The sequence below is a fragment of the Paenibacillus senegalensis JC66 genome (assembly GCF_000285515.1).
GTDB lineage: Bacteria > Bacillota > Bacilli > Paenibacillales > NBRC-103111 > Paenibacillus_L > Paenibacillus_L senegalensis.
On the sequence record NZ_HE610959.1, the window covers coordinates 423159 to 447360 of the forward strand.

The 24202-nt window shown below is 48.3% G+C and carries 24 protein-coding genes; 1 reads left to right on the top strand and 23 read right to left on the bottom strand.

Translation table 11 applies throughout. From position 1 onward, the window contains the following. Nucleotides 1-65: 65 nt before the first annotated feature. From PSHG_RS13885 to PSHG_RS13980, 19 genes are all read right to left on the bottom strand, one after another. A complete protein-coding gene (locus tag PSHG_RS13885; RefSeq protein ID WP_010273767.1) occupies nt 66-731 on the bottom strand; it encodes a DnaD domain protein in 666 nt (221 codons plus the stop codon). A gap of 115 nt (nt 732-846) precedes the next feature. Next, nucleotides 847-2064, bottom strand: a complete 1218-nt coding sequence (locus PSHG_RS13890) for an alpha-D-ribose 1-methylphosphonate 5-triphosphate diphosphatase (RefSeq protein WP_042121943.1) — start codon at nt 2062-2064, stop codon at nt 847-849. Nucleotides 2065-2406: 342 nt separating this feature from the next. Next, on the bottom strand, nt 2407-3909 hold the full coding sequence (locus PSHG_RS13895; RefSeq protein ID WP_010273775.1) for an AAA family ATPase: 1503 nt from the start codon (nt 3907-3909) through the stop codon (nt 2407-2409). After that, complete coding sequence (locus tag PSHG_RS13900; RefSeq protein WP_010273778.1) at nt 3896-4435, bottom strand: V-type proton ATPase subunit C; 540 nt, start codon at nt 4433-4435, stop codon at nt 3896-3898. Before PSHG_RS13900 ends, PSHG_RS13895 begins: the two co-directional genes overlap by 14 nt. Before the next feature lie 197 nt (nt 4436-4632). Further along, complete coding sequence (locus PSHG_RS13905) at nt 4633-5133, bottom strand: cell wall elongation regulator TseB-like domain-containing protein (RefSeq protein WP_010273780.1); 501 nt, start codon at nt 5131-5133, stop codon at nt 4633-4635. Between the two features lie 56 nt (nt 5134-5189). Then, nucleotides 5190-6494 carry an amidohydrolase gene (locus PSHG_RS13910; protein ID WP_026021373.1) on the bottom strand — a complete coding sequence of 435 codons (1305 nt, stop codon included), beginning with the start codon at nt 6492-6494 and terminating at the stop codon, nt 5190-5192. A gap of 185 nt (nt 6495-6679) precedes the next feature. Next, nucleotides 6680-7327, bottom strand: a complete 648-nt coding sequence (locus PSHG_RS13915; protein ID WP_010273782.1) for a redox-sensing transcriptional repressor Rex — start codon at nt 7325-7327, stop codon at nt 6680-6682. Next, nucleotides 7324-10182 (bottom strand): ATP-dependent DNA helicase DinG, encoded by a 2859-nt coding sequence (dinG, locus tag PSHG_RS13920; RefSeq protein WP_010273783.1) that lies wholly within the window; start codon nt 10180-10182, stop codon nt 7324-7326. Before dinG ends, PSHG_RS13915 begins: the two co-directional genes overlap by 4 nt. Nucleotides 10183-10352: 170 nt before the next feature. Beyond that, nucleotides 10353-11033, bottom strand: coding sequence for a tetratricopeptide repeat protein (locus tag PSHG_RS27685; RefSeq protein ID WP_010273784.1), 681 nt, complete (start codon nt 11031-11033; stop codon nt 10353-10355). A gap of 198 nt (nt 11034-11231) precedes the next feature. Then, nucleotides 11232-11618 (bottom strand): aspartate 1-decarboxylase, encoded by a 387-nt coding sequence (gene panD / locus PSHG_RS13930; protein ID WP_010273785.1) that lies wholly within the window; start codon nt 11616-11618, stop codon nt 11232-11234. Between the two features lie 15 nt (nt 11619-11633). After that, nucleotides 11634-12527, bottom strand: coding sequence for a pantoate--beta-alanine ligase (gene panC, locus PSHG_RS13935; protein ID WP_026021374.1), 894 nt, complete (start codon nt 12525-12527; stop codon nt 11634-11636). A 2-nt stretch (nt 12528-12529) separates the two neighbouring features. Further along, nucleotides 12530-13381 carry a 3-methyl-2-oxobutanoate hydroxymethyltransferase gene (panB, locus tag PSHG_RS13940; RefSeq protein ID WP_010273787.1) on the bottom strand — a complete coding sequence of 284 codons (852 nt, stop codon included), beginning with the start codon at nt 13379-13381 and terminating at the stop codon, nt 12530-12532. A gap of 415 nt (nt 13382-13796) precedes the next feature. Beyond that, the gene (locus PSHG_RS13945) at nt 13797-14762 is read right to left on the bottom strand and encodes a biotin--[acetyl-CoA-carboxylase] ligase (RefSeq protein WP_010273788.1); all 966 of its coding nucleotides are present in this window, start codon (nt 14760-14762) and stop codon (nt 13797-13799) included. After that, nucleotides 14755-16059 (bottom strand): CCA tRNA nucleotidyltransferase, encoded by a 1305-nt coding sequence (locus PSHG_RS13950; RefSeq protein ID WP_010273789.1) that lies wholly within the window; start codon nt 16057-16059, stop codon nt 14755-14757. Before PSHG_RS13950 ends, PSHG_RS13945 begins: the two co-directional genes overlap by 8 nt. Nucleotide 16060: 1 nt before the next feature. Continuing rightward, nucleotides 16061-17242: an N-acetyl-alpha-D-glucosaminyl L-malate synthase BshA gene (bshA, locus tag PSHG_RS13955; protein WP_026021375.1), complete on the bottom strand. Its 1182-nt coding sequence runs from the start codon at nt 17240-17242 to the stop codon at nt 16061-16063. 55 nt (nt 17243-17297) lie between these two features. Next, the gene (gene bshB1 / locus PSHG_RS13960; protein ID WP_010273795.1) at nt 17298-18002 is read right to left on the bottom strand and encodes a bacillithiol biosynthesis deacetylase BshB1; all 705 of its coding nucleotides are present in this window, start codon (nt 18000-18002) and stop codon (nt 17298-17300) included. Continuing rightward, nucleotides 17999-18424 (bottom strand): methylglyoxal synthase, encoded by a 426-nt coding sequence (mgsA, locus tag PSHG_RS13965; RefSeq protein ID WP_010273796.1) that lies wholly within the window; start codon nt 18422-18424, stop codon nt 17999-18001. The genes bshB1 and mgsA overlap by 4 nt, the downstream gene beginning before the upstream one ends. Nucleotides 18425-18465: 41 nt before the next feature. Continuing rightward, nucleotides 18466-19272 carry a 4-hydroxy-tetrahydrodipicolinate reductase gene (dapB, locus tag PSHG_RS13970; RefSeq protein WP_026021376.1) on the bottom strand — a complete coding sequence of 269 codons (807 nt, stop codon included), beginning with the start codon at nt 19270-19272 and terminating at the stop codon, nt 18466-18468. A gap of 213 nt (nt 19273-19485) precedes the next feature. Then, complete coding sequence (locus PSHG_RS13980; RefSeq protein WP_042122076.1) at nt 19486-19794, bottom strand: nucleotide pyrophosphohydrolase; 309 nt, start codon at nt 19792-19794, stop codon at nt 19486-19488. A 302-nt stretch (nt 19795-20096) separates the two neighbouring features. On the opposite strand from PSHG_RS13980, the gene PSHG_RS13985 reads away from it, so the two are divergent. Next, nucleotides 20097-20957 carry a YitT family protein gene (locus PSHG_RS13985; RefSeq protein ID WP_010273802.1) on the top strand — a complete coding sequence of 287 codons (861 nt, stop codon included), beginning with the start codon at nt 20097-20099 and terminating at the stop codon, nt 20955-20957. On the opposite strand, the gene PSHG_RS13990 is transcribed toward PSHG_RS13985, so the two are convergent. The 4 genes from PSHG_RS13990 to qcrB all read right to left on the bottom strand — a co-directional run bounded on the left by PSHG_RS13990 (nt 20958) and on the right by qcrB (nt 24191). Further along, nucleotides 20958-21830 (bottom strand): sporulation protein YpjB, encoded by an 873-nt coding sequence (locus PSHG_RS13990; RefSeq protein WP_010273804.1) that lies wholly within the window; start codon nt 21828-21830, stop codon nt 20958-20960. A gap of 19 nt (nt 21831-21849) precedes the next feature. Then, nucleotides 21850-22533 carry a DUF1405 domain-containing protein gene (locus tag PSHG_RS13995; RefSeq protein ID WP_010273805.1) on the bottom strand — a complete coding sequence of 228 codons (684 nt, stop codon included), beginning with the start codon at nt 22531-22533 and terminating at the stop codon, nt 21850-21852. An 84-nt stretch (nt 22534-22617) separates the two neighbouring features. After that, nucleotides 22618-23502, bottom strand: coding sequence for a menaquinol-cytochrome c reductase cytochrome b/c subunit (locus tag PSHG_RS14000; RefSeq protein ID WP_010273807.1), 885 nt, complete (start codon nt 23500-23502; stop codon nt 22618-22620). Nucleotides 23503-23519: 17 nt separating this feature from the next. Continuing rightward, on the bottom strand, nt 23520-24191 hold the full coding sequence (qcrB, locus tag PSHG_RS14005; protein ID WP_010273808.1) for a menaquinol-cytochrome c reductase cytochrome b subunit: 672 nt from the start codon (nt 24189-24191) through the stop codon (nt 23520-23522). Nucleotides 24192-24202 lie beyond the last annotated feature (11 nt).

Genomic DNA, 24202 nt, shown 5'->3' on the forward strand with positions numbered 1-24202 from the left:
TGTATTTTAATCTAAGCAGCTGTTAATCTCATTGAATCTCAGAGCCCAAGGGGGACATCATTTCCTTATCGGCTGCCGCGAAAGCGCTGCGCGTGCTCCTTGGCCTGCTCTACCGTAAAAATGCGGTTGCGGCTCCATTCCAGGAGAATCCGGTCGATATAGCGAAAATGCACTTTGCCGGCGAACACCGCCTCTTTTAATGCCATCAGAATCAGCTCTTCCTTATACTGATCCTGATCAAGCCAGCCGCTGATCGTTTCCAGCTCCATTGGTGTAAGCGGCCGCGCAAATTCATTCTCAAAGATAGAGAAAATATCTTTTCCCGCACTGTTCACCGGGCCGGTTTTGGACTGTTCGGCTACCAGCTGTTCACTCCAAGCTGCGGCCAGCTTCTTCATCATGCCGTTCAGGTTATAGCGCTCGTACTGGATTCGGGATACGGGATCGACTTCTTCATCAATCGTAATCCATTCTTCTTTCAGCAATTTTTGCAAAGCCTTGATAACCTGCTCTGGAGTCGCTGCCATTCTCTGCTGAATCTCTTCTATCGTCGGAAATTCTTTCTTTTCTTTTTCCACAAACGTTATCAGATGAAGAAGCAGCATAGCCTCCGTTTCATTCAGGTTGAGAGCGGGATATAATTTGAAAAAAAGATGCGGAACCGTCACGGTTCCTTCGAGCAATCCCGCAAGTAAACCTTGCTCCAGGCGTTTAGCTTCCTGTTTCTTCAACCCATCACCTCATTAGTCATACCAACACTAAGCATAGAAAGACAAGCAATTCCTCCCTCATCACTCTTATGTATTAGTGTTAAGGGAGGCTCACCTCCCTCTGGAAAGAGCTTGGCTATCTGCCCGCGCTTGGTGAAGCTTGATGATAATAACCTGACTGATAAACCTGCACTCCATTCACCCAGGTTCCTGTCACAATAGGAATGCTATCCTTCACTGCAACTGCAATCAGATCAGCTTGCAAGCCTTCTGCAATACTTCCCCTTTCCCCGCTGACTCCAAGTGCTTCAGCCGGGTAATGCGTAGCCATTCTGACAGCCTCATGAAGAGCAGCCGCTCCTTCATCTGCAAGCTTAAATACCGCCATAAGCAGGGAAGAGGGATGGTAATCCGAGCAAAGCACGCGGGCATGTCCAGCTTGGATAGCGTCGATGGCCGACATGTTATTATCATGGGAGCCGCCGCGCACAACGTTGGGGGCACCGACACAAACATGCATCCCTTTAGCGGCAGCCCGTTCGGCTGCAGGAAGATTAAGCGGAAATTCGGATACGCTTACCCCGTAGGCTGCAAACTGCTCAACCCGCTCGGGACTGTCATCATCGTGTGAAGCAACCGCAATCCCGTTTTCTTTAGCGAGAGCGGCCAGCTGCTGTAAAATAGGCCATTCGATGCGGCTGCGGCGTTCCATTAAATCACGGACGATTTCACGAACCTCTACCACATCGACCCCCTGGTTTTTCATCACATAACGCTCAAATGAGCCCGGCTCTCTGTACTGCCCTTGACCAGGCGAATGGTCCATAAAAGATAAATAATCAATGAGACCCTCCCGAACATAACGCTCTACGATAGGCAGCCCCTCAAGATAAGACACCTCATAGCGCAAATGAATCCTGTTCCGCACAAAAGCACGCTGAGCCCGAATGTGCCGGATATGATCAACCAGTTCAGTTAATAAATGATCCCCTCTCAAGCTTAGACCTACACCTAACGACAAGGAATGATACATAGTAGTTATCCCGTGAAGCGGCAGCTTGCGCTCAAATTCCGCAAACGCCATAGCCCGTGGAAACAGCGTGTTCGGGCGCGGCTGAACTTCCTTCTCGATTGCATCACAGTGGATATCGATCAGACCCGGCAGCAAATAAGCCCCTTGCAAATCAATAATTTCTGCACAGTAATTATGATCTATGCCGGCTAAATCCGGCTCCCCGGATTGCCTTTCCGTAATGGCGTGTATGCAGCCGTCTTGCACAGCCACATCAGCCTCCGCAACCCGATCCGGCAGCACAACCCTGCCGTTAACATACAACAACCTCTCCCTCTTCATAACTCCTCCTCTCAGGACCGAGACTTTATCCCCTGACCTTGCTAATTAGCGTGCAGCTCTGCTTTTCTTAATCTCCGCTTCTATATCGTCTGCATGGGACACTGTCCTTTGTACCCCGCAGCCATTACCCGGACATTCCGCCTACTTATTTTACTATGTTTAAAACAAATTTGCATGGACTTCTTCCTCCCATATGCTCTATCCATGAAATAAAAACCGCCAGGCCCGCTTTATCCTGCCATTAGCAGATAAAGGAACAACTCCGGCGGTTTTTTAAAAGGTTAATTACTCCACTATTAGGATAATTATTAGAACAATAATGAATAGGCCAGATTCAAATGATTAGGCTGTGCTCTTTTGTTTCAGCATCGCCAGCAAGCTCCGGAATTGGTCCCCGGACAGGACTTCCTCTTTAATAAGAATGCTCAGGCTTTGTATAAAGACCGCACGATACGCTTCCAGCGTTTCTCTCGTACGTTCTGTCAGCTCCTCCAGGATGACGGAGTTGGCCTTCATGAGTTCTTCCTGGGTCACCATATCACGATCCACAATCCCGAGACTGGTAAGGCCTGAATCTATCATCATCTTCACCAAATTCAGCGCCTGCTCAAAGTCGTTTCGCGAGCCTGTGCTGCGATTGCCATAAAACATTTCTTCAGCCACCGCACCACCCAGTGCAATCATAATGCGCTGTTCGAGATATTCCTTAGTATATAAATACTGATCCTGTTGCGGATTGTGACGGACATAGCCAAGCGCAGGGCCACGCGGGCTTAATGATACTTGGGATACAGCGCCAGGAGTTACAACCTCTGCCATAATAGCATGGCCTAATTCGTGATAGGCCACTCTCTCCCGTTCTTCCTTACTCGTTTCCCGGTCTGTTTTCTCTCCCATCATAACCTTGTCAATGGCCAAGGTAAGATGCTTCTGCTCAATGAACTCATTATTGTCGCGCATCGCATAAATCGCTGCTTCATTCATTAAGCTTTCCAATTGTGCACCGGAAAATTGAAACGATTCTTCAGCAATTTTCTCCAGATTAACACTTTCAGCCAGCGGTTTATTTTTAGCATGAATGTTCAGAATATGCAGACGGCCTTTTTTGTCCGGAAGATCGACCTGGATGTGACGGTCGAACCGGCCGGGGCGCAGTAAGGCGGGATCCAGCATTTCCTTGCGGTTCGTTGCGGCGACAATCAGAATTCGCGGACTTTCCGATGTGTGAATGCCATCCATCTCCGTGAGCAGCTGGTTCAAGGTCTGATCATATTCCCGATGCTGACCTCCATCTCTCTTTCCGCCAATGACATCGATCTCATCGATAAACACAATCGCACTATCTTTATTTTCTTTTTGAGCAGCAGCCTTCGCTTTCTTGAACATTTCACGAATCCGGCTCGCTCCTACCCCGACATACATCTCAACAAATTCACTGCCGGAAGCGCCAACAAACACCGAATTAGTGTAAGATGCAGCTGCTTTTGCCATCAAGGTCTTGCCCGTACCTGGAGGCCCTGTCAACAAAATGCCTTTTAGCGGACGGATGCCAAACTTTTTTATCTCCTCGTGCTTGATAATAAATTCTAGAGCTTCTTTGAGCTCGTTCTTGGCTCTGTCCTGCCCGCCAATCTCATCAAATGACATAGGCGCAGGCTTTCTTAATTTGCTTCCGGGCGCTTCTCCTTTGGCCGGTATATTCATTTTGGGACGAACAATGAACAAGAGTGCGGCAATCAACGCTGCCATCATAATAAAGGGAAAAATATTAAATTCCAGGAATGCAAGAAAAACCAAAATGACGGGAATCACGCCAATTATAATTTCTTTGCTATATTTGCTCATTCGGCCACACTCCTAACTGCGCCGGTACTCTGGGCAATAAGATGTACTTAGTTGCCCCTTCGTAAGTTAACTGGACATAAACATTGGTGCTATCGATTTCGGTTACCACTTCCAGACCCGGCAGGTCCGCGGATTTCTCCTCAAGCGTCACGGGAATGGCCGAATAATTCCGTGTTTCCATCGCCTGTGCGATATCAAATAACACCCGAGACCACCATTGATCGATTGCAGGGCTTGGCTCCTCTTCAATATGAAGGTTAAGCTCTCGCTTCGCCAGCAGACCCGCACCTTCCTTCTGAATATGCTTGTAAATCTCACGTAAATTGGCATCTTGGTTTAACTTTAAATATATGTCAACAAAATTGTTGGTCAAGTTAATATCGGCTTCCTCCACACCAGGTGCTTCCGAAACGACTGTGGCCAATGGGGTTTCCATCGCGTAGCTGCGATAAACGAACCATCCGCCAAACAAAATTACACTCGAACAGGCAACGGTTAACAAAATCGGCAGCAATCTGAGTTTCATCTACGACCACCTTTCTATACGCAAAAAGATATACTAAGAGTATAGCACATAATATATCACCAATGTGAGAAAAAAGTGTGAAGTTCAGGAATCCCCTTCCTACCCTGGCAATGCTGTACAGACAAGAGAGCCGCCCTGAGGACAAGCCAGCCGTTTTCTAGCAGTATCGGCCGTAGCACCGGTTATTCATCCGCTGACTATGGTGTGGCCAGCCGATAAGTGTCTATTCGCGAGCCGTCGGAAAAATGATAATAATCGTAAAAAAATCGTTCGTTCTTCTCTTCATCGGTTTGCTTATAAAACACTTCCCACACAAACAAGTCCTGCAGCTTGCCAAGACTAACCTTTATAATTTCATTGCCGGCATTGGCGGCTTCCACCTGCTGGCGAATCTTCTCCTCCGACACTCCATCATCCGCCAGCTGCACATAAATTTCCTCTTCATTCAGCCACACAATCATCTCGTCTCCGTCAGCTGATTGGCCGTATACCACCATAAACGCGCGGTCCCCGGCAAAAGGCTCGACCTTGCTGACGTATTCCAAATCCGTTTGCTCCCTCGCTACAGCAGCCGCCTGCCTCTTGTCCGCGTTAGCTTCCGTAACAATGGAGCCTATCAGCCAGGAGCAAGCCGCAATCAGCAGAAGGACAGCTCCCAGAATACTGTAGAGAATCGGCTTCTTATATTGCTTAATCATACTATTCGTTTATCCACTCCTTTACTCCAAGAGCTCCCGTGAAGTCCTGGCCTTGACTACCCCAGCAGGCTGCTGTAACGCAAGTTGAATTCAGCCTTGATCTTCTCTTCGTCAAGAGTCAGACAAACCCGATTTCTAACAATAGCCTTGCCATCGACAAACACATCAGTTACATCATTAGCGGAGGCCGAATAAACAATATGAGATAAGTAATTCGAAGCCGGCAGCAAATGCGGCTGGTCGATATCTATCGCGATAAAGTCCGCTTTGTAGCCTGGCTCCAACAGGCCTATATGGTCAAGCCATATGGAGCGGGCGCCATCTACCGTCGCCATGCGGAAAGCAGTTTCTGCCGGTATGGATGTAGGATCACCGCTCACTCCTTTATGGATCAAAGCCGCTAGACGCATTTCTTCGAACATATCTAAGTTATTATTACTGGCCGCGCCATCAGTTCCAAGCGAGACGAGCACACCTGCCTGCAGCAGCTCTGGCACCCTTGCCACTCCACTGGCCAGCTTCAGATTGCTGCCGGGATTATGCGACACCCTGACGTCATATTGCTTGAGCAAATCAATTTCCTCATTGGTCAAATGAACGCCATGAGCGACCAGACATGAGCGAGAAAAAACGCCGAGCTTGGCCAAATGTTCCGGCGGTCGGCAGCCGTAATCCTGCACGTTGCGCTCTACCTCTGCAGCTGTTTCCGACATGTGTGTATGCAAAGGCAGATTAAGCTCATGCGCCGCTTCAACAATGCGGGTAATGTAATCAGGAGGACAAGTATATGGCGCGTGAGGAGCCATCATAGTCGTAATTCGCCCGTCTGCCGCCTTGTGCCAACTCCTTGCGAACTGCTTCGCTTCGTCGAGCTTTGCCTGCTGAACATCCGGCGGACACAGCCCGATCACTCCCCTGGTCAGACAGCCGCGCATCCCTGATTGTTCCACAGCTTTGGCCACCTCATCCATATGATCGTACATATCAACGAATGCGGTGGTTCCCCCTTTAACCATTTCCAATATGGACAACAGAGTTGCCCACCTCACATCCTCCGATGTGAATTTAGCTTCATTCGGCCACATCTTCTCTTCCAGCCAGACCTGCAGCACCAGGTCATCGCCAACCCCTCTTAATAAAGACATCGCCGCGTGGCCGTGAGTATTAACCAGCCCGGGCATATATAGGCGGTTGGTACCATCGATCCGGGCAGCCGTCTCCGGTATTTGCTCCTTCGGCACTTCCCCGATTGCCACAATTTTGTCTCCTTGAATGACCATAGTCCCTTTAACAACCGGCTGGTCAGCTCTAGTTAAAAAAGTTCCGTTATGAATAACTGTATAATTCAATTCACAGCCCATCCTTCTAAAAAAATGTCTTTTTTCCAATGTACCTCTTAGCCAGGTCAAAAGCAAGGCGGGCAAAGCTTGAATAGTTTTACTCGGCAAAAAGAAATCAAAAAGAGCGGCAGACAAGCCAAGCTTATCCCGCTCTTCTTCATTCTATTATGCAGAAACTTCATCCACAGCATCAGGCTGAATGAGCCTCATTCGCGGTTGGCATCGGTTTTTTCATTTTCTAAATAATAGGCCAGGCTCTGCAAATCTGTAGTAAAGTCCGCATGATGAACACGAACATGATCCGGCACACGGATCACGACGGGAGCAAAATTCAGAATCGCTTCGACTCCCGCCCCGACAAAATGATTGGCTACATTCTGTGCTTCTGATGCCGGTACAGTTATGATGCCTATGCGAATTTGCTTTTCTTTCACAACAGCAGCGAGCTCGTCCATCGAACGGACAGTCAAATTGTTCAGCTTTTCTCCTACCTTATCCGGCATTGCGTCGAATACAGCAACAATTCGCATATTATCCTGCAAGTAAGCATTGTAATTGCTTAACGCCCGCCCCAAATTTCCTGCCCCGACCAAGGCGACCTTAATCTCACGGTCCAGCTTAAGAATTTGGCGGATTTTTTCTATCAGGTAAGCAACATCATACCCTATCCCTTTTTTGCCAAACTCCCCGAAATAAGCTAGATCTTTACGGATTTGAGCCGGATTCAAATTTAATTTATTGCCCAAATCCTGGGAGGAAACGGTGGTGACGTTCATTCGGCTAAGCTCATTCAGAAAGCGCAAATAAATGGGAAGTCTGCGCACTACCGCTTCGGATATTTTCATTGACTTCATCCTTGCTCCTCCATCCATTGTTTTATGCGCGGTACCATCTGCTGGGTGCTCATATGCTCGATTTTAGGCCCTGGCAGAGAGTAGAGAAAGTGCTTGCCATATTGGGTTTCTATGACCCGCGTATCATATAAAATGACAATCCCCTTATCGCTCGCTCTTCTAACCAGGCGGCCGAACCCCTGTTTAAAGCGAATAACGGCCTGAGGCACTGACAGCTTCATAAACGGATTCTGATTGTTTTTCTTGAGTTCGTCCATTTTAGCCTCAGACACCGGGTGATTCGGAGGCTGGAAAGGCAAGCGGACAATGGCAAGACAGGTTAACGCCTCTCCCGGAATGTCAACTCCCTCCCAAAAGCTGTTCGTACCTAGAAGCACCGCTGCTCCGTTTTCCTGAAAGCTCTTCGTCAGCTTGCTCCGGTTGAAGCTGTCTATTCCTTGACCAAGCACCTGAATGCCAGCTTCAGAAAGCTTCTCCTTAAGCTCTGGATATACCGACTTCAGCATCCGGTAAGAAGTGAACAGCACCAGCATGCGGCCGCGGGTTTCTCTAGCTACCTCGGCGAGAGACGCTATCAGCTTCTCCACAAAGATCTCCTCACCCATACGTCCCCGGATTGCTGGAAAGTCACGGGGGATAACGACTAACGCTTGCTGGCGATAGTTGAACGGAGATTGAAGCTGCACGCTGTTCAGCTTGGTCGATGCTGCAAGACCCAGTTGACTTTTGGTGTAATCAAATGATTTGTTAACCGATAGCGTGGCCGAGGTCAGTACGACGCTTTCTTTCTCATCGAAAAAATATTTTTTTAATAAAGGACTGACATCAACCGGTACGCTAAAGAGATGAAGGGAGCGCATTCTGAACTGCGGATTGGCTTCCAGCCAGTAGACGTAGTTTTTATCTGTCCTCTTCATAAAGAACCTGACTGCATCCTTTTGCCGGTTCAATTCCTTAACGCCTCCCGCCAGATCAGTCAGCATCGATTTTAAATCAGCCGTCTCCTGTATGTCCTTCAGCTCTTGAAACAGCCGATCCAAACGGGACGAGGCATGATCCAGCTGGGTATATATATTTTCTTCCAGCTTCAGCATATCTTCCCATTGCGCAGGCATCTCCTCATCTTTAATGCGGCGAACCAACTGCCCGGCTTCTCCTGCGTCGGAAACCCTGGCCTCCAGGCATTGGTTAAGCGCCTCTGCCAGATGATCCCACTGCTGCTTGGCTTCGATTAACGCTTCAAAACTGCGGTCAAGCGAGGAAATCCAGTCCCCTGCCTTTTCAGACCATTCACCAGGGAGATTCATCAGCCGGGAACGCAAAACCGTCAATTGGCCGCTGTTCGCGTCCTTATACAGCCGCCAGATGCTATTGGTGACCGATAAGTAACTGGCCTCAATGCCCATATGCTTACTGGCCACTTCTTCGAGGTGATGAGCCTCATCGATAACCAGACGATTATACATTGGAAGCAGGCGGTGATCCGCCCGAATATCGGTAAACAGCAGCGAATGATTAGTAATAATAACATCCGCTTGGTTGGCCGTATGACGTGCACGATGATAGAAGCATTTTTTAAACCAAGGGCAGGCACGATTCATGCAGGACTCCGCATCACTGGAGACCGATCGCCAGAATTCCGCACCTCTTCCATGGATGTGCAGCTCCTCTTCATCCCCATGCTCCGTCTCGCTAAGCCACACAATCATTTGTCCTGCCGTTATCCGGTCTTCCTTAGGATATTCAAACTCACTTGTGTTAACTTTGTTCTCGAATTTACGAAGGCATAGATAATGGCTTCTCCCTTTCAAAACGGCCGCTCGGAAAGGAACAGGAAAAATATCCTGAAGCAGAGGCACATCCCTTGTTCTCAGCTGCTCCTGGAGATTAATCGTATGCGTACTGACAAGAACAGGCTCTTCATCTCTAATTCCATGATACAAAGACGGTATTAAATAGCCGAGGGATTTGCCCGTACCCGTACCCGCCTCGATCATCAAATGCTTCTGCTCATGAAAGGAGGCGGAAACCTCTTCAAGCATCTGCTTCTGCGCATCCCGCTCTTCATAATATGCGTCCCTTTGCTTCCACAAATGCTTAATTCTTTCGTAAAAAGGTTCGAAGTCTTCCTCAAGCTGGGTATGCTCTCCTGCGGGACGAACAGGCGCCTCGTCCCCCCAGTCGCCTACTTTAAGCACAAACTGCCGATGATAAGTAAAACCTTCTGCTTCTTCATCAGCGTCCGGCGCCGCTTCTCTCTCGTCCAGAATCGTCCGCAGCAGCCAGGCCAGATCACGGTGGGTATAATCCTGTTCAAACAGTGCGGTAAGCCGCTGTAAAGTAAGAAGCGGCAGCTCGCGCAGCTTGGTTAAACAACGAAGCCAGATTTCAGCCGTTACTTCCGCATCGGAATCTGCCTGGTGCGGCCGAATATGATCAATCTTAAAATAGTGGCTTACATGATTGAGCTGCAAGCTCTCAATAAACGGAAATAAGATCCGCAAAAAGTCAATGGAATCAAGAACCGGACCGGAAAAGGGCATATACCCGCTGCTGTCTAAAGCTCGCTGCAGAAAGGCGAGATCAAACCCGACATTATGAGCAACCAAAGCACTCTCGTGGAGCAAGGGCTGCAATTCCATAATTACCTGTTCCAAATCAGGGGCATCGGCGACCGTTTCTGCGTCTATCCCTGTTAATCCGGTTATAAATGGCGGGATTGGAATCGTTGGCTTGACATACGTGCTGTATCGTTGAGTGATTCGCTCATCTTCTATAATAACAAGGCCAACCTGAATGATCTGGTCTTCAGCCTGGCCTCCTGTCGTTTCAAAATCCATTACGGCAAATTTCATCGGAAAATGTTCCATCCTTTCCGTTTAACGACTGCTTTATTTAGAATACCAGACTGAAACCAAAACGTCTATTCGCCTAATTAGCCGCACAGCATGTGCATGCAAAAAAACGGATAGTCCAACGCCTGTAATAGGCAGGGACTATCCGAATGTTGGCAATCAGGAACATTTTACCACCTAAGCTCTGCGCCATAAGCAAGCACCGGCTCCACACAATAAGGATCTTCCTCATAGGCGAGCCCGAAGCACTCCAACGCTTTATCCAAGTTATTATTCTCCATATAGATGCAGCCTAAAGCGGTGTGGGAAATAGCTTTCATTTGCGGATGATCGACCAAGGGCAGCACAAAAGTCAAATGGCGGTAAGCTTCCGCAAATTGGCGAAGGTGCAGACAGCATAAGGCCAAATAAAGTCTGGCCAGCATAAAATCAGGCTCCTGCTCAAGGATGGCTTCAAGCTTTTGCTTAGCAAGAACAAACATGCCCAGCTTGTAGTAGCCTTGAGCAGAATCGAATAAAACCATCGTGGATTCTGAATAAGGCGCCGGTGCCAGGACCGCAGTCGGCTTACTGTCCGTTTCTTCCACAGAAGTCGAAGCAATGGACGGTGCCCCGACAGGCCCCGGCTCGGCATTGTCTTGGCCGGCAAACAGCTCAGCCTGGATTTGAGTCCACAATGGGGTCAGTTCTTCCTCGAACCGGATCCATTCATCAATGCATGTGTCACTCATGGACTTAAGGGTCAACAGCTGCTCTTCTAACACCTGTTTGCGATCCCCGCTTGATGACGGGTATTCCGCTTTAATTTGACTCAATAACTCATGCATGGTCGCGAATATGGGTTTGAACATAGGAATCTTACCACCCCGCAAGAAGAATCCACGGCTGAGGCCTCAGACGACGTGTATCTTCATTGTTTCCTTAGGCCGGGGTTTCATTCCGGGTTCCAGTCATTACATAGCCATGCAAATCCTCATCCATTTATCCATAAATTAAACGGTATTGGGCGCAAGCTAGGAAAGCACTGCTGATCTGTAAATACCTGATTATTATACGATAGCAGTTGAATGAGGCTCCTGCTTCATCAGCTGAATAACTTTGTTATGCTGACCCAATATGGCCACGGCAGGCTCATGACGTCTAGCCTCTTCATCCGTCATTAATGCATAAGAAATAATGATGACCGTATCCCCGGGCTGAACCAGACGGGCAGCCGCGCCATTCAAACAAACCACGCCAGAGCCGCGGGGACCGGGGATAATATACGTTTCCAGCCTGGCTCCGTTATTGTTATTGACAATTTGGACTTTCTCGTTAGGAAGCATATCCACGAGATCAAGCAAGTCTTCATCTATTGTAATGCTGCCTACATAGTTTAAATTGGCCTCTGTAACCGTTGCTCGATGCAGCTTGGCTTTCATCATCGTTCTGAACATCGTCCATTCCCCTCCTTAGGTGCGTAATCTTAACGGCAAAATACAGTTATCGATTAATCGCGTCTTACCAAATCGGACAGCAGCCGCAATCAGTATTTGGCTATCCGCCAGTTGTCCAGGTTCGAGCTTCTCCAATTGGTCCACTGTATAAAATGATGGATACGATACGACCTCCACATAATCAATATCAGCCAGTGGTGAAGCGGAAATTCGTTTAATTACCAGATCTCTCAGCTCGTGCAAGCCAGCCTTGCCCTCCCCGTTCAGCTGCTCCGCTTCTTTAAGAGCTTGCTGGATAACCAAGGCTTCTTGACGTTCTTCCGGGCTCAAATAAACATTCCTCGAGCTTAGGGCAAGACCGTCCGGCTCCCTAATTGTAGGGCAGGGCACGATCGTGACGTCCATATTTAAATCCTCGACCATTTTCTGAATGACAGCCACCTGCTGGGCATCCTTCAGTCCGAAATAAGCGCGATCCGGCTTTACAATATTAAACAGCTTGGATACGACTGTCGCTACACCATCAAAATGTCCAGGCCGGGAAGCGCCGCATAATAAGCCGGTCATTCCGGTTACGGATATGGCAGTTTGGATCGGACGCGGATACATCTCGCTGACCTCGGGCATAAATACTATGTCGACGCCTTCCTTCTCGGCGATCCGCAAATCCCTCTTAGGGTCACGCGGATATTTGTCAAAATCCTCCCCCGCCCCAAATTGCAGCGGATTTACGAAGATGCTCAGTACAACTAAAGAGCATTCTTCCCTGGCTCTTCGCAGGAGACTGGCATGCCCTTCGTGCAGAAATCCTAATGTAGGCACAAAGCCGACAAGGCTGGCCATATCTCTGTATGCATTAAGCTCGCTTTGGAGCTGGCGCATGTCCTGGATTGTCCGGACCACCTTCATCATTACTTACCCCCATATAAATAGCTTGCCACTTCGCTTTCGCCTTTAAAAGCATGTTCATCGTCCGGAAATTTCCTTTCCTTCACGTCACGAACATAGTCAGCAATTCCTTGACGAATCACTTCTCCTACATTGGCATAAGCTTTGACAAACTTTTTGGGTCGAATAGACGAACCATATTGCAGCAAATCGTGAAACACCAGCACCTGGCCGTCACAACCAGCTCCTGCTCCTATACCAATTGTGGGAATAGTCAGCTGTTCACTAATATGAGCTGCTAATTCATCCGTCACCAATTCCAGTACTACTGCAAAGGCGCCTGCCTCTTCCAGAGCTTTAACATCCTCAAGCAGCTTCTTTGCCTGCTCGGAGGTTTTGCCTTGTACTTTGTATCCGCCGATTTGATAAATCGATTGCGGAGTTAAACCCACATGTCCCATAACAGGAACACCCGCTTGTACACAGGCACGTACGGCAGGTGCGATTTCCGCCCCGCCTTCCATCTTGACGGCTTTGCAGCGGCCCTCCCTCATGAGCCGAGCTACGTTCTTTAACGTTTCATCCACACTGCCGTGGTAGGTCATAAAAGGCATATCCGTTACGACAAAAGGGACACTCACAGCTCTTGTCACAGCACGGGTATGGTAAATCATATCATCGAGAGTGACCGGAAGCGTTGCCTCATAGCCCAGCACTACATTGCCGAGTGAGTCCCCGACCAGAATCGCATCGACTCCGGCCTCTTCCGCTAGCTGGGCGGATGGGTAATCATATGCCGTAATCATGGTGATAGGATTTCCGTCTTTTTTCATTTTTTTCATTATTGAGGTTGTCACAGGTCTTCTTGTGCTCATAAAGAGACACCTCCTGGTTTGCTTGATAGATCGAACCGGAATATAAATCTGCTGCTCATTGTATTTTCACCCCAATGGGGAGCAGACATCCCGCTAAACCCCATTAACATAAAAAACTCCTTTCGGCCAAAACCAAAAGGAGGGTCAATGCATACATAATAAACCTGTACGTATGATTCCTTTCTGTCTCGGTCCTTACGGTTCTGAGCAGAATCCGACATCATCTTTCATAGGCTTCGTATTCAATTATGGAAGCTTGATCAGCATTACTGTTAAGAGGAGTGCGCTTCTTTGAGAAAGATAACGCCTCGTGTCATTAGTATACCAAAACAAGCTAAAAAACGACATCTTTTTTTGGCACAAAGCCAAATCAGCGCTTTAAATGCCCGCCGGTGCCTAAGACCAAATATTGTCTTTATAGCTGGATATCACCGGAGTACAGCTTCACCTGTTCTCCGTTGTCTGTTTGAACGGTTAAAGCTCCGGCATCGTCAATGGAAAGCGCTGTTCCTTCCATCCAGCCGTCGCGGGTATGAATTTTGATTCTCCGGTGAAGGGTAACGGTTAGCGCCTCCCACAGCGTCCGGATAGGGGAAAAGCCTTGCTGCAAATACAGGAAATAAAGCTTCTCCAGCTGCTCGAGAAAGCGCCGGATCAGCAGCGTTCGATCGATCATCTGTCCGCTCTCGAGACGAAGCGAGGTGGCAATATTCGATAGCTCTTCCGGAAAGTCCTCCTTGCTTAGATTCGCACTGATGCCAATCCCTGCAATAACATAATTCAAACGGTCATCCTCACCGCTTGATTCCAGTAAAATTCCACTGATTTTCTTACCTTCAATAAGCAGATCGTTAGGCCACTTGATTCCCACTTCCAAATCGAGCATTTCATTTAAAGTCCGGCATAAAGCAACGGCGGTCAGCAGCGTCAGCTGGGCAGTTTGTTTCAACGGAATTTGCGGCTTGAGCACAATACTCATCCAGATGCCTTTGCCTTTCGGGGAGAACCAGGACTTGCCCATCCTTCCACGGCCGGACGTCTGCTCTTCAGCCAGCACAATCGTGCCCTCCTCGCAGCCTTGCTGAACTAATTGCAAAGCTTTGTTTTGGGTGGAGTCGACAGACTCGAACACATGAATAGACTTTCCGATTAAAGTTGTCGACAACTCCTCCAACAGGTTGTCCACTCGGAGCGGTTCCGGCCGATAAATCAACCGGTATCCCTTACGCGGGACTGCTTCGAACTCGTAGCCGAGCCGGCGTAAATTCTGAATATGCTTCCAAACGGCCGTACGGGAAATGTTCAGCTCCCGGCTGATCTCTTCCCCCGATAAAAATTGATCAGCATGCTGATCAAAAAATTCAAGTAAGCGTTCATTCATAGGAATCACTCTTTAATAAAGATTTGGCCTTGTCGATGAGGACGTTCTTCTCGTTAGGCAGTTGATTGAGCACAACCTCACTCAATAATTGGCGGAGAAGCTTTCCGATCCACGGGCCCTCCCTTCGCTCGAAGGCGTGAGCTAATTCACCGCCCCCGATCTTAAGCTCGCTGATCTGAGTAGCTTCAAGCTCATCAAGCCACTGCTTGCCGTAATGGGCCATCTCGACAAGCCGGTCTACAGCTGTTTGTTCCTGTTCATAGAGCAGGACCGCCTTCTCTGCCAAATTAACCAGTTCGGCCCACTCCAGCATAACGGGCGCTCCCCACTGCAATATGGCTCTTTTCCACAAAAGCTGCGGGACGCACAGATTAGAGCCGCTTGCCTCTCCCAGCTGCCGCTTTACCCACTGATCGGCTTCCAGCAGCTTGGCCAGCGAACGGATAAGCTTGGAAGGCATCGTTAACACTCTAGCCCCGTTCTGGAAACTGACTGCATCAAGTCTCATTCCAATCGCCGCAATGGCCCAACGGCTGCCTGCAGCCATATGTTCCTCCATCACTGCCCATTCGTTAGGAACGTGCTGCCCTTGCCAATTGGCAATCGGCCAGTTCAGCGGTTTTTTCAAATAAGCGAGCAGGCCGCTGTCAACAAGCAGCTGCAAGCCGCGGAAAGCCCCGGTTCCTTCCATCATCTTGTGCCATTCCGCATAGATTCGTTCCATCGCTACATAACGGAGCAAAGCTTTACAGGAAGTTAACGCCTCCCAGGTCTCATTCTCTATTTCAAATCCGTAATTCGCAGCGAAACGAATAGCTCTCATCATCCGCAGCGCATCTTCCTGAAAACGTTCCTCAGGGGAGCCCACGCAGCGAACCCGCCCCTGCTTTAAATCCTGCCAGCCGCCGAATGGATCTACCAGCTCCCCATTGCGGTCGAATGCCATTGCATTAATAGTAAAGTCCCGCCGCTGAAGATCCTCAAGCAAATCGCTTACGAAAACAACCTGCTTCGGACGCCGGTGCTGTTCATAATCCGCTTCACTGCGAAAGGTTGTGACTTCATAAGCTTTCTTGTTTACAAGCACCGTTACAGTTCCATGCTGCAAGCCGGTAGGCACGGTATGCTCGAATAGACCGATAACTTCTTCCGGCTTGGCTGAGGTCGCTATATCAATGTCTTGCGTCGGCTTCTGCAGCAGGCTGTCTCGTACAAAGCCGCCTACCAGGTAAGCGTCAAAACCATTATGATGCAGCCTGTCAAGTACTGCTACCGCTTCGGGCTCCAATTCACGCATGTTAACACCTCAGGCAAAGATCTTTATCCCCATGGCCGGGTCGGCTATCAGAAGATGATTCGAGTACGCGGTAGTATATCGTTTCATATTCCTTTGTGATGATTTCATCACAAAATACGTTTCTCGCCCTTTCCAGGCAGGCATCCGTGAACCTTTGGTATAAGACTTCATCCTGAAGCAAACGGACAACCGCGTCAGCCATCGCATCGGTATCTCCAATCGGAGCCAGATAGCCTGTTTTCCCGTCTTCTACAAGCTCCGGTATCCCCCCGGCCATCGATCCTACCGTTGGCACACCGCAAGCCATCGCTTCCAAGGCGACAAGCCCGAAGCTTTCTTTCTCTGAAGGCAGCAGCATAACATCTGCAAGCGAGATGACCTGGGCCACATCATCCTGCTTGCCCCAGAACATAACCCGGTCGCTCAGCTTCATCTCTTCAACCTGGCTAATAATCTTGTTCAGCTCCGGTCCTTCACCGACGAATAAAAGCTTGGCAGGTATTTGCCTTTGCACCTTTTCAAACACTTTAACAACATCCGCGACTCTCTTCACTGGCCTGAAGTTAGAAATATGAATTAGAATCTTATCGGAAGAAGAGGCAATTTCGCTGCGCAATGAAGCAACGTCTCGCGGATAGTAGACACGCTTGTCTACGAAGTTATAGGTCAAATCAATCGGACGGTCGATGTTCAGCATCTCCACCGTTTCCGCTATCAGATCTTTGGATACCGCTGTGACGGCGTCACTTTCATGAATGGCATAACGAATTAAGTCTCTCAATGATTCGTCGTGACCCAATACCGTAATATCGGTTCCATGCAAGGTCGTGACTACCTTGATGTCATGATTCAGCATCTGCTTTGCCAGGAGGGCGCAGACCGCATGCGGAATGGCATAGTGCACATGCAGAAGATCCAACTGCTCCCGCTTCGCGACCTGGGCCAGCTTGCTTGCCAGCGACAGATCATAGGGTGGGTAACGGAAGACGTAGTAATCACTGACCTCGACTTCGTGATAGAAAATATTTTTATGAAATTTCCCCAGTCTAAACGGGATGCTGTGAGTAATAAAATGAACCTCATGCCCCTTCTCGGCAAGCAGCTTGCCCAATTCGGTTGCAACCACGCCGGAACCGCCTAAAGTCGGGTAGCATGTTATTCCAATCTTGAGCTTAGCCTTCAAGTGAACGGCCCCCTTAAAATGAATACCTTGATCTCCCATTGTATTCAGACAGTTCTTAAAATAGATTAACCAAATAAGGAAGCTCACTAACAAAGCCTTCTGCATATTTAACCTTGGCTTTATGACCTAGAAGCCGGTCCCTCAGCTCGATCTGCTCCAGATAGCCCTCATTTAATGGAGTAGCTACGTAATCCTTCGCTTGTCCGGCTCGAGCTACGAATTGGGAATAGTAAGCTTTTAACGCATCAGTTTTTCTAGAAAATTGCGCGGAAGTATCCACAATCAATTGGGCATCTGCGATCTCGTTAATAAAATAATAATAAAAATGGTCTACCTGGTGGGCCGGAAGCGTGTCGGGCAAATAATTTCTTAGCTTCGCATTAAATACCGCTTCCTTAACCATGTGACTGCAAGTGACATGATCAGGATGTCTGTCCTTGTAATACGGGGCAAAGACTACGCGCGGCCGGTATTTACGGATCGCTAGCGTAATCTCGTCGATCTGCTCCTTAGCCATGCTCAGCCCGCGATCCGGAAGACCCAGATTGGACCGCACTGAAAGGCCCAGCACTTTGGCAGCAGCTTCTGCCTCTTCCTTGCGCAGAGCAACCGTGCCATTTGAGGACATTTCGGCAAAGGTCAGGTCACAGATCCCCACCAGCTTGCCGGCTTCTACATGCTTGGCTATCGTGCCGCCCATGCCGATCTCCGCATCATCCGGATGAGCGCCGATAACCAGAATATCCAGCTGTCTGATCATTCGTCCAGCCCCGGTTTGTATTTGTGAACCAGCTCTCTCCAGGCAAAGTCCCCGCGATCCAGCGCTTTGATTAGAATTTCAGCCGTAGCTACATTGGTGGCTACAGGAATTCCTTGGACATCACATAACCTAAGCAGAGCGATAATATCCGGCTCATGCGGTTGAGCCATTAAAGGATCGCGCAAAAAGATAATTAAATCCAGTATATTTTGGGCGACCAACGCACCGATCTGCTGATCCCCACCCAATGGACCCGACATGAACCGGGTTACCTCGAGGCTTGTCTTATCCATGATCCGTTGACCCGTTGTTCCGGTAGCATATAGCTGATGCTTGGCCAAAACAGGCTCATACGCCGTCACAAAGTTTACCATCTCGTCCTTCTTCCGATCGTGAGCAATAAGTGCTATCTGCAGGCTCATGATTGACTCATCCTTCCTGTCTTCTCATCGATTTAATCCGATTAATCTATAAAACGGTCAAAGCCGTAAACAACCTTGTCAAGCTCCATTACTTTCTTGCAAGCTAAAGCTACGCCCGGCATATACCCTGCTCTTTCATAGGAGTCATGACGAATTTTCAAGGTTTGGCCAAAGCCTCCGAAAACAACCTCCTGTTGGGCAAAAACTCCCGGCAAACGTACACTATGAATGCGGAACCCATCATAATATCCGCCCCGGCTTCCCTCAATAGTCTCTTCTTCATCAGGATGTCCTTGTCTGAATTCTTCCCTAGCTTGCGAAATCATTTCCGCTGTTTTGATGGAGGTTCCTGAAGGTGCATCCAGCTTCTGCTCCCCGTGATACTCAATGATCTCGACATGCGGCATATATTTAGCGGCTTGTGCAGCAAACTTCATCATGAGGATGGCTCCAATGGAGAAGTTAGGGGCAATAACACCGCCAACGCCGGCCTGCTCACTGATCCGCTCCAGCTCCTCAATATGCGAAGGGCTTAAGCCCGTTGTCCCGATTACCGGTCTAACCCCATGCTTGATTGCCGTACGCGCATGTTCCATAACCGTAGAGGGTATAGTAAAATCAACCAGCACATCCGGTTTATATTCAACAAGAGCCATTTCCAGATCATCGGTTAAGAGGATGCCGGAAGGCTGTTTCCCGGCAATGACAGCAATGTCTTCTCCAACAGAGGAACGGCCGATTGCCGCAGCCAGCTCCAAATCAGGATCCTCTAAAGCCAATTTGACTACTTCGATCCCCATTCTTCCTTTTGCTCCTGCCACTGCTACTTTTATAGGCTGATTACTCATTCGGCTCACCTGATTCCTTTCTATAATTGAAGCTCAAATCCGCAATCCATGCTTGCTGGGAAGCACTGGTTTTTAGGTTGAGCCTAAATTGAACATCGCTATTTCTTTGTCTGCTGCTGGTAATCCTGTACCTTGCTTTCGAATGGATAACCAGTATTCCTAAACCTCCCGAGACCTTCGTCTCGTATAGCATATGTACCGATTTCTGTTTTGCTAATCAGAGTCAACTCTTGTCCAACGATCTGCATCGCGGGTTGCAAACTTATGCATAACCCGGTCATGGGCCTTTGTCAGATCAATACCTTGTGAATTGGCAAAGCAGATCAAAATAAATAATAAGTCCCCAAGCTCGTTTTCGATTGAATTTTCTTCCTCAGTCGGCTTTTTCGGCTTTTCACCATATACATGATTAACCTCTCTTGCCAGCTCTCCCACTTCCTCTGCAAGTCTGGCCAGCATGGAGAGCGGACTGAAATAGCCTTCTTTGAACTGTGAAATGTAACGGTCTACTTCCCTCTGCATCTCGAGCAAGGACTTATGCTGCTCTGTCACGGCTCATCCCTTCCTTCTATCCAATAAATTAAGCCCGGCATAAGTTGTTGTAAGGTGTATTTGATTTGTTAAGCATCAAACCTTAACTAACCTTCATGTTAACGCAAAGACGATTTGAAAACAAATCCTTTTTACAGGCTTTTTGCCAGAGCAATTTGCTTTTCTTCATTCGATTTCATCTGCGGGCGGTTCCAAAAATATAGACAAAATAGAAAAAGGGCATAATGAACTCACAAGGAGTCATTTACCCTTAAGGAGGATTTCCCTCGGTTATGATCAAGCTGTCTTTACCCTATCGGCAAATCATTCCTATCTTGATGGGAACCGCAATATATGCGTTTGGCCTCCATTACTTTGTCATTCCGAATGAGTTTATGGAAGGAGGAATGACAGGCGTAGCCCTGCTTATTAATTATGCTACCGGTATCCCGCCATCGCTGACCACGCTTGTGCTCAACATTCCTCTATTTATTTTAGGATGGAGGGTGCTGGGCTCTACCTCGATGATTTTAACGATAATCGGAACGCTCTCGCTTTCCTTGTTCCTTTGGGTTATGGAAATGCTCCTGAAGCTCGGCTGGCTGGTTCCGCTGCAAGCCAATGACTTTTTCCTTGTCACTCTCTATGCGGGAGTAACGCTAGGAACCGGGCTGGGCATCGTTTTCCGTTATGGCGGAACGACCGGGGGATCGGATATTGTCGCCCGAATCATCAACAAAACTAGAGGATTAAGCATGGGACAAATCATTCTAGTCATTGATGCTTTCGTCATCACTTCATCGCTGCTTTATATTGCCATAGAAAAAATACTATACACGCTGGTTGTCGTCTTTATCGCTTCCCGTTTAATTGATTTCATCAACCAGGGGTCCTATGCAGCCAAAGCCTTCACCATCGTAACCGATCATAGCCAGCAGCTGGCCGAGGCAATAACACGCGAGCTTGAACGGGGCGTGACCATTTTCCAAGCGAAAGGCGGTTATTCCAAGCACCCTAAGGAAGTCGTCTATTGTGTAGTCTCGCGTTACGAAACCCGGAAATTGCGCAATCTTGTTAAACAAATTGACCCGAACGCCTTTCTTGTCGTTTCCGATGTAAAGGATGTATTGGGTGAAGGCTTTACTCAGGATTAACTACCGGTCACGGGGGACCTTGGCAAACCGTTTGTCTGAATGAAACATTCTCCATGCGACAAAGGTCAGGACAGTCAAAATGATGCTTCCCACCCCGATTGACCAAATATAGGGCTCGCCTCCCCCATGCATTGGGAGATACGCGGTCTGATCCTGCTGCTTATAGAATATTTCATCAATTCCTTGTTGGAGGGCTTGCAGCGCATTCAGGATTTCCTCATAAGGCACATTGGCTTCTGCTGACCGGTTCTTGATAAAGGTCAGCAGCGAATCCAATTTGTTAACAGCTTCCGGATCTCTGCTAACCAGCAAAGAGGGCCGGATGGTTAAATAGCTTGCTTCCCAAAGCTTAACGGCACTTTGCGCGGATTCGAGCTCCTGCTTTTTGTAAGCCGTCTCCATTGTCCGATGCTCGGTCTTCATCCGGGGATAAAACTGAACCCACATCGGTTCATGAGGGTGGGTCATCGCATCAGCCAGCAAGCGGATTTTTACTGAAACCTCCAGAGCCTTCTGCGGTGAAAGATTCGCGGAGACCAGTGTACGTTTTGCCTCGTCCACAGCATCGGTCACGGCCTTCATGCCTTCCAAAGTACTAATTTCGGCAAAAGGCAGCGTCAGCAGCTCCTCTGAGAATTGATTCAACAGAAAATGTGCACCGCTTACATCCCCATTTTTTGCTCTATTATGCATGTCCTCGGCAATCCGATTCAGCTTTTTCAGCTTCGTGACCGTTTCCTCACTTGTTTGGGGCTGCGCCTCCCTCTCGTCCGGCATATCCGGCTTGCTCATACAGCCTGTCATTATCAGCAGCAGCATTCCTATGCAAAGCACCAGCGCCAACGTCCGCCGGGACCATTTTATTTTTAACATGGGACATCCCTCCTCATCATCATGATATGGAGGGATGTCCCAATTTAGACCGTGCGATTGTTAATTTTTTCACAAAATCCAGGGTGATAAACACCACCAGACTGACAACGCTTAAGGACCAGGTAAATCCGGCAATCCACCACAGATCATCGTGCAGCTGTTTTGGAAGGGCCGGAAAGATGCCGAACGAGTAATCCATCAGATCATTAGTAAAGATCCATAAAGCCGCAATCAGCCAGGCGATCGGCCGAATCCGAAAGAAACGGGCAAACAGCAGCGCCTCGGCAGCCATACCGAGATGGGAAGTAATCAGCATCGCATCCTGCCAGGAGGAAGGCGCGCCTTGATAATTTCCGGCAATTATCATGACAACTGCCCAAATGCCATATTTGAAGGAAGTCACCAAAGCCAACGCTTCAATAATATTTCTTAATAAAGAAGGAGATTTGTCATCGCCCCGGTAGCTGTCAGCAAGCAAATAACCGACAGATACGGTAAAAAATAAACTGGCGGTCGGACTGTCCGGTACAAAAGGCAGCATCCACCAAGGCTTATTATGCCAGGTATAGATTAATTGCTGCCCATACCAATAATACCCATAAATCGTTCCTAAACCGTTCACCCACAGCAGACTCCAAAGCATCCAGCGGGAGGTAAGAAACGATCGGCTCCATAATAAGGATAGCGGAAAACGATTGGACACCCAGTAACCCCCTTTTTCTCGCAAAATGATTTAAAAAAACCTGCCCTCACTGAATGGAGGGTCAGGTTTTTAAAAAACGTATGGTTATTCTTCCGGATTCGCAGATTGTTTAGCCAGCCATTCGGCCAGTGTATCAATCTCTTCATCGGTCAACCCTTTAGCAATATTATCTTCATACTGAGCCGGCATACCGCCGACCCCTTCATGAATAATTGCTAAAATTCCTTCTTTGTCATGCTTGTCGCCGATACCAAGCAAGCTCGGATTGCCGTTCAAATCAGGCATATGACAAGTTGCACAAGTCGCTCTAGTGTAAATCTCATAGCCTTCTTCATCTTCACCAACAATAGCAATCGGCTGCTGGTTTGGACGATTGGCCGTATCCGGCTCTCGTCCTTCTTCACGCGCCCGCTGCCTTTCTTCTTCAGCCCGGATATGGTCAGGCACAAGTCCTTGTCTTTCCAGCTCATGCTGGTAATGAACCCAGGAATAAACAGTCAGATAAGTAACGGCAGCTAAAGTAACGAGCATCAGGCTGGAAGCCATCGGCCTTTTGTAAAAGCGTCTTTCTTTCCCTGTATCGAGGAACGGAGCTAACAGCAAGGCACCAAACATGATACCAGGAACGATTACCGTACCGAAAACAAGATAATCTTCAGACGCATAAGGATATTTCAGCAGCTGATACATAAACAGGAAGTACCAGTCTGGCATTGGAATAATCGCGGTGTTGGTCGGATCTGCAGGGTAACCAAGCGGTGCAGGGTGAGACATAACCAACATCAGGAATCCGACAAGCACGACCGCACCGACCATCCATTCCTTCAGCAGAAAGTTGGGAATGAATGCCTCTGACTTACCGGGATAAGCGGTATAGTCGGCCGGATCGGGGCGATGAGTTTTTTTGCGGACACGCGAATCGCCTACATAAACTATTTTTTCATCATTCGAATGAGGACCATGGGCCACGCTTTACACCTCCATCCTTATAGCGGACCAGAAATACCTTGCCTGCGGATCATGATGAAGTGAGCGCCTAACAAGCCTAACAGCACAGCAGGCAAGAAGAAAACATGCAGTGCAAAGAATCTTGTCAAGGTTTGAGCCCCTACGATCGAACCGCCTTGCAGGAAGGTTTTAATGTATTCACCAATGAAAGGAACACTGTCCGCGATTTGAAGACCAACCTGGGTTGCGAAATATGCTTTGTTGTCCCATGGAAGAAGATAACCGGTAAAGCCTAACCCAAGCATTACGAAGAAAATAAGCATCCCTACTACCCAGTTCATCTCACGCGGATTCTTATAAGAACCTGTAAAGAATACCCTCAGTGTATGTAGGAACATCATTACGATAACTAGACTGGCACCCCAGTGGTGCATACCACGAACAATAACACCAAATGCTACTTTATGCTGCAGGTAATCTACGCTGTTATAGGCATTCACGATATCAGGCACATAGTAGAAAACCAAGAACATACCAGACAGAATCTGAATGACTGTAATGAAAAACGTCAGACCGCCAAAACAATAGACGAAAGCGGAAAAGTGATGAGCCGGGTTAACGTGCTCTGGAACTTCATGATCCGCAACATCCCGCCATATCGGTGTTACGTCAAGGCGTTCATCAATCCAGTTATAAATACTTTTCAGCATTTACTGTACGC

What these genes read in the sequence shown, in the direction of transcription:
- PSHG_RS13890 (WP_042121943.1), bottom strand. Translation starts at nt 2,064, where the DNA reads ATGAAGAGGGAGAGGTTGTTGTATGTTAACGGCAGGGTTGTGCTGCCG.
- PSHG_RS13895 (WP_010273775.1), bottom strand. Translation starts at nt 3,909, where the DNA reads ATGAGCAAATATAGCAAAGAAATTATAATTGGCGTGATTCCCGTCATT.
- PSHG_RS13900 (WP_010273778.1), bottom strand. Translation starts at nt 4,435, where the DNA reads ATGAAACTCAGATTGCTGCCGATTTTGTTAACCGTTGCCTGTTCGAGT.
- PSHG_RS13905 (WP_010273780.1), bottom strand. Translation starts at nt 5,133, where the DNA reads ATGATTAAGCAATATAAGAAGCCGATTCTCTACAGTATTCTGGGAGCT.
- PSHG_RS13910 (WP_026021373.1), bottom strand. Translation starts at nt 6,494, where the DNA reads ATGGGCTGTGAATTGAATTATACAGTTATTCATAACGGAACTTTTTTA.
- PSHG_RS13915 (WP_010273782.1), bottom strand. Translation starts at nt 7,327, where the DNA reads ATGAAGTCAATGAAAATATCCGAAGCGGTAGTGCGCAGACTTCCCATT.
- dinG (WP_010273783.1), bottom strand. Translation starts at nt 10,182, where the DNA reads ATGAAATTTGCCGTAATGGATTTTGAAACGACAGGAGGCCAGGCTGAA.
- PSHG_RS27685 (WP_010273784.1), bottom strand. Translation starts at nt 11,033, where the DNA reads ATGTTCAAACCCATATTCGCGACCATGCATGAGTTATTGAGTCAAATT.
- panD (WP_010273785.1), bottom strand. Translation starts at nt 11,618, where the DNA reads ATGTTCAGAACGATGATGAAAGCCAAGCTGCATCGAGCAACGGTTACA.
- panC (WP_026021374.1), bottom strand. Translation starts at nt 12,527, where the DNA reads ATGAAGGTGGTCCGGACAATCCAGGACATGCGCCAGCTCCAAAGCGAG.
- panB (WP_010273787.1), bottom strand. Translation starts at nt 13,381, where the DNA reads ATGAGCACAAGAAGACCTGTGACAACCTCAATAATGAAAAAAATGAAA.
- PSHG_RS13945 (WP_010273788.1), bottom strand. Translation starts at nt 14,762, where the DNA reads ATGAATGAACGCTTACTTGAATTTTTTGATCAGCATGCTGATCAATTT.
- PSHG_RS13950 (WP_010273789.1), bottom strand. Translation starts at nt 16,059, where the DNA reads ATGCGTGAATTGGAGCCCGAAGCGGTAGCAGTACTTGACAGGCTGCAT.
- bshB1 (WP_010273795.1), bottom strand. Translation starts at nt 18,002, where the DNA reads ATGATCAGACAGCTGGATATTCTGGTTATCGGCGCTCATCCGGATGAT.
- mgsA (WP_010273796.1), bottom strand. Translation starts at nt 18,424, where the DNA reads ATGAGCCTGCAGATAGCACTTATTGCTCACGATCGGAAGAAGGACGAG.
- dapB (WP_026021376.1), bottom strand. Translation starts at nt 19,272, where the DNA reads ATGAGTAATCAGCCTATAAAAGTAGCAGTGGCAGGAGCAAAAGGAAGA.
- PSHG_RS13980 (WP_042122076.1), bottom strand. Translation starts at nt 19,794, where the DNA reads ATGCAGAGGGAAGTAGACCGTTACATTTCACAGTTCAAAGAAGGCTAT.
- PSHG_RS13985 (WP_010273802.1), top strand. Translation starts at nt 20,097, where the DNA reads ATGATCAAGCTGTCTTTACCCTATCGGCAAATCATTCCTATCTTGATG.
- PSHG_RS13990 (WP_010273804.1), bottom strand. Translation starts at nt 21,830, where the DNA reads ATGTTAAAAATAAAATGGTCCCGGCGGACGTTGGCGCTGGTGCTTTGC.
- qcrB (WP_010273808.1), bottom strand. Translation starts at nt 24,191, where the DNA reads ATGCTGAAAAGTATTTATAACTGGATTGATGAACGCCTTGACGTAACA.